Raw genomic sequence first — 9,643 nt, forward strand, 5'->3', positions numbered from 1 at the left:
AATTTATAGTGAATAAAACGGATCACGCGCAAAGAGCACGTTCTTAAAAGAGACTTGCCGCGCCCTGCGTACTCGTCATCTCGTTTGAGATATTTGCGGCGCGCGGTACTTAGAATTTTAACAATAAAATTTTACGAAATTAATTTGATTTGTATTTTCTTGCCGTACAGGAGATTGTTTTAACAAGCGGCGCAACGCCAAATTTTAAAAGTCAAAATTTCGCAGTGTAAATTTTAGCTAGCTTGCCGCCGGCGTTACTTACGCAAGCGGCAGCAAAAGCAACGCCACGTTAATCATGCGTTATTTTGCAAATTTGCGCCTCGGTCGCAGTTGTGAGGTCCTTCGGCGTAAGAGCGATTTGTTTTCCGCGCACGCCTGCGCTAACGTAAATTTTCTCCTGCGTTAGCGCTTTTTCATCGATGAAAGTACGGAAGTGCTTTTTCATCCCAAGCGGCGAGCAGCCGCCCCTGACATAGCCCGTGACCTTTTGCAAATCCTTCAAATCCATCAGCTCGCAACGCTTTACCCCGCAAATATGCGCGAGCGCCTTGAGATCCAAATTTAGATCGCCTTGCAGGCAGGCCACGACGTATTCGTGATCCGCCGTGCAAACTATCGTTTTATAAACCCGCTCGATCGGCTCGTTCACGCTGTTTGCAACATGCACCGCGTCTAAATTTAAAGGATCAACCGTATATTCTTTGATCTCGTAGGAGATTTTCAGACCGTCCAGTACGCGCGCGGCGTTCGTCTTTGAACTCATTTCGCCTCCTTAAATTTAATAGCGGATTTTGTTTTCTTTTAGAAAATCGCGCAGATCTTCGTATTCGCTCTGATCGAAATAGCGCCATTTGCCGGGCTTTAGAGTTCCAAGCGTCATTCTACCGAATGCCGTGCGCTTAAGCTCCACGACGTCCAGATCAAAATAACCGAAAAATCTACGCAGCTCGCGGTTTTGTCCCTCGTTAATGATCGCTTTTATTTTCGTATAACCGCCGCTGCTAGGCATTATGCGGTAGCCCAAGAAGGGCTTAAATTCCATCGATTTGATCTTACTTTTAGCGTGCGCACCTTTGCTCGCATCTGCAGCAAAAAAACCCTCGCGGATCGCCGTTACTACCTCGTCCTTCACCTCGCCTTTTACCTTTAGATAGTACTCTCGCTCGATGTCGCTGTTCATCAGCGCCGTAGCGATCGCGGGTGCATCGGTTAGCAGCAAAAGCCCCTCGCTTGCAAAATCCAAACGCCCCACGCTAACAAATCTGCTAAACCCCTCCGGTAGGCTATCGTAAATCGTCCGCCTGCCGCGATCATCCTTTTTAGTAACTAACTCGCCTTTGCGTTTGTTATAAACGATCATCGTAAATTCCGTCTTGGGCTTGATAAGGCGCGAGCCGATGCGGATCTTCTCCTCGCCGCTAACCTCGATGAAATCGCTAACGACGCGGCCGTTAATGCTAACCTTGCCCTGCTTGATTAGCTCGTCCGCCTCACGACGTGAGTAGCCGGTGTTATGAGAGATAAATTTATTCAGACGCATCTTTTGCATTATTTTAGCCCCAAGCTAGTTAGATCGTGAATATGCAAGATCCCTGCAGGCACGCCATTTTCTACCACGGGCAGGACTTGAATTTTAAACTGCTCGATCAAATTTAGCGCGTCTATCGCGAGCATATTTTTATCGTCCAGCATTTTAGGATTTTTGGTGGCATATTTCAGCGCGCCGTCATTGATGTCAAAATCCTCTCGCATCAGCGCGCGGCGCAGATCGCCGTCGCTCAAAATCGCCTCGAGCGCGCCTTTTTCGTTCACTAACAAGACGGTGCCGAGCTTTCCGTGAGTCATAACGTCGATAGCTTGTTTTAGGCTGGCGTTACGGCTTGCGACTGGTAAATTTTTGCTTTGCATCACGTCTTTTACTTTGACGAAAAGCCGCTTGCCGAGGCTGCCGCCTGGGTGAAAATTTGCAAAATCCTCCTTGCCGAATCTGCGCCGTCTCATCAAACAGATCGCTAACGCATCACCCAAACCGAGCGTTAGCGTCGTAGAAACCGTCGGCGCGGCGCCTAGCGGGCAGGCCTCTTTGACGATATTTAGGCTTATGAACTCATCGCAAACCTTGCCGAGCGAGCTGTTTTTATCGCGCGCCATCGCGATGATCTTTACGCCAAAGCGTTTGAGATGAGGTAGAATTCTAACCAGCTCCTCGCTCTCGCCGCTAAAACTGATCGCGAGCACCATATCGTCCTTACCGATCATGCCCAGATCGCCGTGCAGCGCCTCAGTAGGGTGTACGAAAAACGACGGCGTGCCGGTACTGGCAAGCGTCGCGGCGATCTTAACGCCTATGTGGCCACTCTTACCCACGCCAGTGACGATTACCTTGCCTTTGCAAGCTAGGATCAAATTTACGGCTCGCTCGATCTCTGTACCGATAAGATCCGCATGCCGCAAAAGCTCCGCTCCTTCGAGCCTCAGCACCTCTCGTGCCGTATCTAAAATTTCACTCATTCAACCTTCTTTTTAAAATTTGCTTCCATTTATACCTCTTTGCGCCGCGCCTAAATTTGCGCTACGCGGAATTTCACGCCTTTGAAATTTGCACCATAAATTCTAATCTACAAAATCACGCGCCGCCCTGCCCGCTTACCGCAGGCTTGCTAGACGCTTTTTAAATTTTACTTTACGCCGAAATTTTGCGCTTAAAATTTTATTCGCCACTTTAAAATTTTCACGTCATAAAACTCCCTCACATCGCAAAATTTCACGCCCGAGAGCTAACCCGTGCCATTAAAATTTCATTGTCGGCCGCAGATCGAATTCGCCTTGCACGCTGAATTTAGCCGCGCTTACATCAAATAAATTACCGGCACTATGGTCGGGTATTTTTTGATCTTTCTAAAGATGTGCTTTCGCACAGCCTGGCGGATCTTGCCCTCCAGCGCCCAGTGATCGAGTAGAATTTCATCTTTTAAATTTGCCAAAAACTGCTCGATGATGCCCTGCATCTCTTTGGTAAAGTGCGCCGTTTGGTTATCGGCAACGAGCCCGTAGGTGATGACGCGCGTCTGGATGAGCCTCTTTTCGTTTTTGTCGATCTGCGCGATGATGACCGCGACGCCCGCATCGGCTAAATTTTGGCGGTGCTTGACGATCTCATCAGAGATCTGCTTGTTGATCTGGTTGTCGATAAAAACCTTGCCCGTCTTGACGGTCTTGACGCGCTTTAGATATTTTTCGCAAACCTCCATCTGATCGCCGTCGTTCATCAGATAGATATTTTTCTCCTCGATGCCGCACTCCATCGCGGTCTCTTTGTGCTTTACGATGTGGTTGTATTCTCCATGTACGGGTAGGAAAAATTTCGGCTTTATCAAGCGCAGCATGAGTTTTTGCTCCTCGATCGAGGCATGCCCGCTTACGTGTATCTCGCTGAAGTCCTGATACGCGACCTTTGCACCGCTTTTTAGCAGGTAGTTAAGCACGGTCGAGACGCTGCTTTCGTTGCCCGGGATTGCTTTGGCGCTGATGATTACCTGATCGGTGGATTTGATTTTAATGTATTTGTGCTCGTCCGTCGCCATGCGGTACAACGCACTCATCGTCTCGCCCTGCGAGCCGGTAGTAACGATTAAAACCTCATTATCGGGGTATTTGGAGACCTGATCGGCATCGACGAAGATTTTTTTGTCTAAATTTACATAGCCGAGCTCCATCGCGGTAAATAAATTTCGCTCCATGCTTCGTCCGATGACGCAGACCTTGCGGCCGTATTTTACGCCGCGCTCTATAGCCTGATAGACGCGGTGGATGTTTGAGCTGAAGGTGCTCATTATCACTCGCCCCTTACAGCTTGAGAATATCGTATCAAAGGTCTTGCCTACCGAGCTTTCGGACTTCGTGATCCCCTCTTTGTGCGAGTTTGTGCTATCGCTCATCAAAAGCATAACTCCGCGATCGCCGTAATACGCTAGGCGGTTCAGATCGGTCGGATAGCCGTCGATCGGCGTGTGATCGATCTTAAAATCGCCCGTGTGGATGATCGTGCCCGCCTTCGTCGTGATCGCAAGCGCGCTTGCATCGATAATCGAGTGCGTTATGTGGATAAACTCGACTTCAAAATCACCGATCTGATAAAGCTGGCGCTTCTGCACGGGGCGGAAGTAGCTGCGCTCAGCTTTAAGACCGTGCTCTTCAAATTTATTGCTTATCATCCCCAAGGGAAGCGGCGTAGCGTAGATCGGGAATTGAAATTCTTTGAAAAAATATGGCATCGCGCCGATATGATCCTCATGCGCGTGGGTGATAATGATGCCTTTGATCTTGTTTTTTATCTTGCGAACATAATCGAAGTCGGGGATTAAAATGTCCACGCCAAGCATACTCTCCTCCGGAAAGCTCATGCCCACATCGACGATGATCGCACTCGTATTGGTCTCAAAAACGGTCATATTCGCGCCAATCTCGCCCAGTCCGCCAAGCGGCGTGATACGCACCGTCTCATCGCTGCGATTAGCGTCTTTAAGCGGGTGCAGGCGCTCCTCGTGGATCAGCTTGTTTTGCGCGATCGCATCGTCCATCGCCTTTTGCCACGGCTCGTTGCCGGTGAGGCTCTTTGGCATATTTGAGCGTTTTTTGTGCTTTTTCTTTTTCTGCGAGTCCGAAGAGCTATCGTCCGCAGCGCTAGAATTTGCGCCTTTTGCGCTGCTGCTATTTGATTTTGCACGACCGTCGCGGTTTAAATTTGAACCGCCCGCGCCGTTTTCGTTGTTTTTTGGGTATGCGCCGCCGAAATGCGCACCATTCGCACCGTCCGTGTCGCCGCGGGACGAACCGCCCGAAAAATTTGATCCGTTGCGAGAGCCATTTTTTGGACCCTTTGAACGAGCGGAATTTTGCCCGTTTTTCGCGCCTTTGTTTTTGTGAGAACCGTTTTCATGCTCGCCGCCGAATTCCGTGCCGCCCGCAAAGCCCTCGCTAGCGATAGATTTTTTTAGATTTTCCTTGCGTTTTTTATAGCGATTGCTTTTTTTGAGTCGTTCGACGCCGTTTTCATTTCTGTTTTCTTCCATCTTTTGCCTTTAAATTTTTAAAAATTTCTAAAAAAAGGGTGGAATTTAACTCGTGCGCCCGAACTGTGGGCGGAATTTTCAAATTTAAAAAGATCTCTTCGGCTAAGCCTCTATCAAATTTTGCGCTTAAATTTTTAATAAGCGTCTTTCGCGGCGCGCTGAAAGATACGCGCAAAAAGCTTTTAAATTTCTCGTATTCATCGAGAGTTTGGAAACGAGCGCAACTTTTTACGCCAAGATCATCTTCGTTTATCTCGGTGCCTGGCTTAAAATTTTTGCCTTTTACTAGCCTAATCACCGATGAGGTCACCTTTGGCGCAGGCTCGAAGCAGCCGGGCTCAACGTCGAATAGAAGCTCGCAACCGCCCGCGAGATCCGCCAGGATCGAAAGAGCGCTAAAATCGCTCTGCCCGGCTCTAGCGCAGAATTTTAAAGCGACCTCCTTTTGGATCATCACCAAAAATCCGCTGCACAACTCATCGTCGATCGCCTGCAAAATCATCTTTGTAGCGACGTAGTAGGGCAAATTTGCGACCAAAAAATATTCGCCGCAGCCAAGACCCCGCTGCTGCCAAATCCGCAAAGCATCGCCCAAAACGAGCTCAAGCTCGCCGCTAGCGATCTGCTGCGCAAATTTAGCGCTTAAAATTTGATATAAATCTTCATCTATCTCGAAACTTTTTAATCTGTAAAATTCCAAAAGCTTGCGAGTTAAATCACCTAAGCCAGCCCCGATCTCAACGACATTCTGTACATTCTCGGGAATCGCTTGGATGATCTTGTTTAAAACGGCTTCGTCTTTTAAAAAGTTTTGCCCGAACTCTTTTTTCGCCCTAATCATCGCGAGAGTCTAGCCAAATTTTACTTATAAAGTCATTATGTTAAGTAAAATTTGGCTAAAATCATAAAAAATTTTATTATGAAGGGCTGCTTTGAATAGATTCGCAAAACGCATAATCCCATGCCTAGATGTCAAAGACGGACGGGTGGTAAAGGGCGTAAATTTCGTAGGTCTCGTGGATGCGGGCGATCCGGTCGAGGTCGCCAAACGCTACAATGAAGAAGGCGCGGACGAGCTGTGCTTCCTTGACATCACGGCGTCGCATCTGGGGCGCGATACGATCGTGGATGTCGTGGAACGGGTCGCGCGCGAGCTTTTTATCCCGCTAACAGTAGGCGGCGGCATACGTACAATCGATGATATCTCGCGCCTACTAAACGTCGGCTGCGATAAAATAAGCCTCAACTCGGCCGCGATAAAAAATCCGAATTTGATAGACGAAGCGGCGAATAAATTCGGCTCGCAGTGCGTCGTCGTCGCGATCGACGCAAAACGAAATTCGAGTGAAATTTCGCGCGGTAATTTATATGGCGCGGCGAGGAATTTGAGCGAGAGTTTGCACGACGGCGCACGAAATTCGGACGCGAATTTACGCAATGAGGCACAGAATTTTGGAGGGATCTCACGCGGCTCGCAGGATGAAATTTTAACTGGGAACGGCGAGCCTTGCGGCTATAGCGTTTTTATAAACGGCGGTAGGCTGGACACCGGCAGGGACGCGTTTGCCTGGGCGAAAGAGGCGCAGGAGCGCGGTGCGGGCGAAATTTTACTCACGTCAATGGACTGCGACGGCGTCAAAAACGGATTTGAATTAAATTTGACGCGGATTTTTAGCGCACTTGATATCCCCGTGATCGCAAGCGGCGGTGCGGGTAAAATGGAGCACTTCAAAGACGCATTTTTAGCGGGCGCGGACGCATGCTTGGCAGCGTCGATTTTTCACTTCAGAGAAATCGAAATCAAGGCACTAAAAGCGTATTTGCGAGAACAAAATATTGAAGTGAGACTGTAAATTTAGTCAGGTTTATACCGTGGGGTTGAAACTTAGCTGTCAAAGCGACTAAACAATTAATTTTATTTCAGCCCCTCTTTATCTTGCAAGTTTTTTGACAAGTATTATTTTGCTTAGGTAAAATTTATTCGTTTTAGCTAAATCATAAGCTTTTTTAAATACTTTTCCATCTTCTACCCGCCACCTGCGCTGCTACCACTATGGAAGATAATGGTACAGCTCTCATAGATATTTACTTGATTTATTTTAATTTCATCTGATACTTTACGACGAAAAAATTTCAAAATTTAGCTTTAAATTTATCGTTATTTTGCTATGATTAGAGAAAATAATGAAAGCGTGAATGCGTAAATGATAATCTCTGCCGGACGAAATGAAATTTTTAATTTTGCCCTGCCTATGGGCGTAGGGCTAATGGATATGAGTATAAATTTGACTAAATTTTTATGCGAAAATAGGCAAAACTTACCGAGTGAGATCATTTTCGTGGGTTCTGCAGGGCTATATAAAGAGGGCGAAATTCTAAAAATTTATGAAAGTAGATCGGCTGTAAACTACGAGATATCGGCGCTTTATGAGCTTTCATACTCTCCGATTAGCTATGAAATTATAGCTAGGAATTCTGCCAATGTTTCATATGAAACAATAACTAATAGCTCAAATTTTATCACGACCGATAAAAAATCCGCGCTAAAATTCTTTGAACGAGGTTATTTTTTAGAAAATATGGAATTTTTTGCGGTTCTCAAGGTAGCACAAAAATTTCAAATTCCCGCTTACGGAATTTTTTGTGCGACGAATTTTTGTGATTCAAATGCTCACACGGATTTTTTAAAAAATCACGCCGCCGCAAAAGAAAATTTAACTAAATATCTAAAAACTAAGGCATTAATTTGAAAAACATCTTTGATTTTACGATGAAAGAGCTTGAAAATTTCGTCGAACCAAAATTTAGAGCCAAGCAAATTTACGAATGGATTTACAAAAAGAATGTGGACGACTTCGCACAAATGCTAAATCTACCAAAAGAGATCCGTCAAAGTTTAGCCCAAAATTTTTATTTAGACCCCCTTAAATGCATCAGATCCGAAACAAGTAGCGACGGCAGTATCAAATACCTTTTCGCTCTCAAAGACGGCAAGACGATCGAAAGCGTTCTGCTACCGATGAAGGATGAGCTGCGAGATGAAAACGAAAAAGTTATAAGACACGCGCGCTACTCAATCTGCGTAAGTTCGCAAGTGGGTTGCAAAATTGGCTGTAGCTTCTGTCTGACAGCAAAAGGTGGTTTCGTACGGAATTTAACTCCAGGCGAAATCGTGGCTCAAATTTGGCTCATCAAGAAAATGAACGCGATCCCGTACGAGCGCCGCGTCAATGTCGTATATATGGGGATGGGCGAACCGCTTAATAACCTAGACAACGTTGCCAAAGCCGTGCAAATTTTAAAAGAAAACGACGGACTCGCAATAGCGCCGCGTCGCCAAACGATAAGTACAAGCGGACTTTCTACGCAGATAAAAAAGCTGGGCGAAATGGATCTTGGCGTGCTGCTTGCAATCTCGCTGCATGCAGTGGATGACGAACTGCGTGAAAAACTAATGCCGATAAATCGCGCCTACAATATCGCATCGATCATGCAGGCGGTGCGCGAGTTCCCAATCGATCTGCGAAAGCGCGTGATGTTTGAATACCTAATGATCGATGGCGTAAACGATCGCCCAAGCGATGCCAAAACGCTAGTGAAGCTTCTGCACGGCATCCGCGCAAAAGTAAATCTGATCTATTTTAATCCGCACGAAGGCTCGAGCTTTGGCAGACCAAGCCCTGAAAATATGGTGAAATTTCAAGACTATCTATGCGCGCACGGCATAACATGTACGATCCGCCAGAGCAAGGGGCTAGATATCAGTGCAGCGTGCGGACAGCTCAAACAAAGAAATGAGCAGGGTAAAATTTTAGATCAAAATGGCGTCAATATGGATAAAATTTTAAAAAGATAGAAAAAAATCGGCGATTATTTTCAGACCGTAAGGCAGATCGGCAAAAAAATTTATAACGGAGTAGCAATGGATGCGCAAAAAATAATGGATGAGATCGGCGTCTTCTTAGACAGATCGCTGCTTAAAAAATCCTAGATTACAAAGGCGGAAATTATCCGCTTTATCGAGGCAAAATGGGCGGAGGCGGACGATGAGAAATACCGCGTCTACGACTCATACATCTACGCGGCGCGCATGGTGAATGAGTACAAATGGGCGGGCGACGCCCCAAATATGCTGCGCTGGCTAGGCGAGATGGATAAGCACGCCAGAAGCAATGAAAATCCGCCCTACGTGAGCGATTATTACAAGGGCGAATGCTGCTTGGAGTGCGGCGCAGAGCAGGAGGCGCTTAAATTTTTGCGCAAAAGCTACGAAGCGAATGAGGAGTATCTTTTCACTCGCAGCCCAAAGGTCGCGGAGTTTTTTAATGCACATCTTGCGGAACCTAAAATTTTGCCTAAATTTGAAGATGAGGAATACGAGGACTTTAGTTTCCCGCTGCGGCTGGAGTATTTCGGTAAAGCTTTAGAGCAAGAGGGCGAGTTTCGCTGCGCGTTTTTAGATGAAGACGGCGAGGAGACGGACGAGCCAAATCGCGCGCAATCGGACGCGCTAGAGCTTCTAAAGCAAAATCAGGAAGAAATTTTAACGGGCATCTTAGCTGAAATTTTAA

General features: G+C 46.7%; 8 protein-coding genes and 1 pseudogene. 4 read left to right on the forward strand and 5 right to left on the reverse strand.

Annotation, left to right across the window (positions count from 1 at the left end):
- Positions 1 to 289: 289 nt before the first annotated feature.
- From ybaK to rsmA, 5 genes are all read right to left on the reverse strand, one after another.
- Positions 290 to 763 carry a Cys-tRNA(Pro) deacylase gene (gene ybaK, locus Q0257_RS01905; protein WP_298020887.1) on the reverse strand — a complete coding sequence of 158 codons (474 nt, stop codon included), beginning with the start codon at positions 761 to 763 and terminating at the stop codon, positions 290 to 292.
- A 15-nt stretch (positions 764 to 778) separates the two neighbouring features.
- Complete coding sequence (locus Q0257_RS01910) at positions 779 to 1,540, reverse strand: pseudouridine synthase (RefSeq protein ID WP_298020906.1); 762 nt, start codon at positions 1,538 to 1,540, stop codon at positions 779 to 781.
- Between the two features lie 8 nt (positions 1,541 to 1,548).
- Complete coding sequence (locus Q0257_RS01915; protein ID WP_298020890.1) at positions 1,549 to 2,511, reverse strand: KpsF/GutQ family sugar-phosphate isomerase; 963 nt, start codon at positions 2,509 to 2,511, stop codon at positions 1,549 to 1,551.
- Between the two features lie 338 nt (positions 2,512 to 2,849).
- The gene (locus Q0257_RS01920; RefSeq protein WP_298020893.1) at positions 2,850 to 5,072 is read right to left on the reverse strand and encodes an RNase J family beta-CASP ribonuclease; all 2,223 of its coding nucleotides are present in this window, start codon (positions 5,070 to 5,072) and stop codon (positions 2,850 to 2,852) included.
- Positions 5,053 to 5,913, reverse strand: a complete 861-nt coding sequence (gene rsmA, locus Q0257_RS01925; protein ID WP_298020895.1) for a 16S rRNA (adenine(1518)-N(6)/adenine(1519)-N(6))-dimethyltransferase RsmA — start codon at positions 5,911 to 5,913, stop codon at positions 5,053 to 5,055. The genes Q0257_RS01920 and rsmA overlap by 20 nt, the downstream gene beginning before the upstream one ends.
- Before the next feature lie 91 nt (positions 5,914 to 6,004).
- Here rsmA and hisF point away from each other — a divergent pair, with 91 nt between their 5' ends.
- The 4 genes and pseudogenes from hisF to Q0257_RS01945 form a co-directional block, all read left to right on the forward strand.
- Positions 6,005 to 6,925, forward strand: coding sequence for an imidazole glycerol phosphate synthase subunit HisF (gene hisF / locus Q0257_RS01930; protein ID WP_298020897.1), 921 nt, complete (start codon positions 6,005 to 6,007; stop codon positions 6,923 to 6,925).
- Between the two features lie 351 nt (positions 6,926 to 7,276).
- Complete coding sequence (locus tag Q0257_RS01935; RefSeq protein ID WP_298020900.1) at positions 7,277 to 7,822, forward strand: purine-nucleoside phosphorylase; 546 nt, start codon at positions 7,277 to 7,279, stop codon at positions 7,820 to 7,822.
- Positions 7,819 to 8,928 (forward strand): 23S rRNA (adenine(2503)-C(2))-methyltransferase RlmN, encoded by a 1,110-nt coding sequence (rlmN, locus tag Q0257_RS01940; protein WP_298020903.1) that lies wholly within the window; start codon positions 7,819 to 7,821, stop codon positions 8,926 to 8,928. Before Q0257_RS01935 ends, rlmN begins: the two co-directional genes overlap by 4 nt.
- 237 nt (positions 8,929 to 9,165) lie before the next feature.
- A pseudogene (locus Q0257_RS01945) lies at positions 9,166 to 9,643 on the forward strand (hypothetical protein); the annotation flags it as partial.

It is taken from the genome of uncultured Campylobacter sp. (assembly GCF_938018035.1).
Taxonomy (GTDB): Bacteria; Campylobacterota; Campylobacteria; order Campylobacterales; family Campylobacteraceae; genus Campylobacter_B.

What these genes read in the sequence shown, in the direction of transcription:
- Q0257_RS01935 (WP_298020900.1), top strand. Translation starts at nt 7,277, where the DNA reads ATGATAATCTCTGCCGGACGAAATGAAATTTTTAATTTTGCCCTGCCT.
- ybaK (WP_298020887.1), bottom strand. Translation starts at nt 763, where the DNA reads ATGAGTTCAAAGACGAACGCCGCGCGCGTACTGGACGGTCTGAAAATC.
- Q0257_RS01915 (WP_298020890.1), bottom strand. Translation starts at nt 2,511, where the DNA reads ATGAGTGAAATTTTAGATACGGCACGAGAGGTGCTGAGGCTCGAAGGA.
- Q0257_RS01920 (WP_298020893.1), bottom strand. Translation starts at nt 5,072, where the DNA reads ATGGAAGAAAACAGAAATGAAAACGGCGTCGAACGACTCAAAAAAAGC.
- Q0257_RS01910 (WP_298020906.1), bottom strand. Translation starts at nt 1,540, where the DNA reads ATGCGTCTGAATAAATTTATCTCTCATAACACCGGCTACTCACGTCGT.
- rsmA (WP_298020895.1), bottom strand. Translation starts at nt 5,913, where the DNA reads ATGATTAGGGCGAAAAAAGAGTTCGGGCAAAACTTTTTAAAAGACGAA.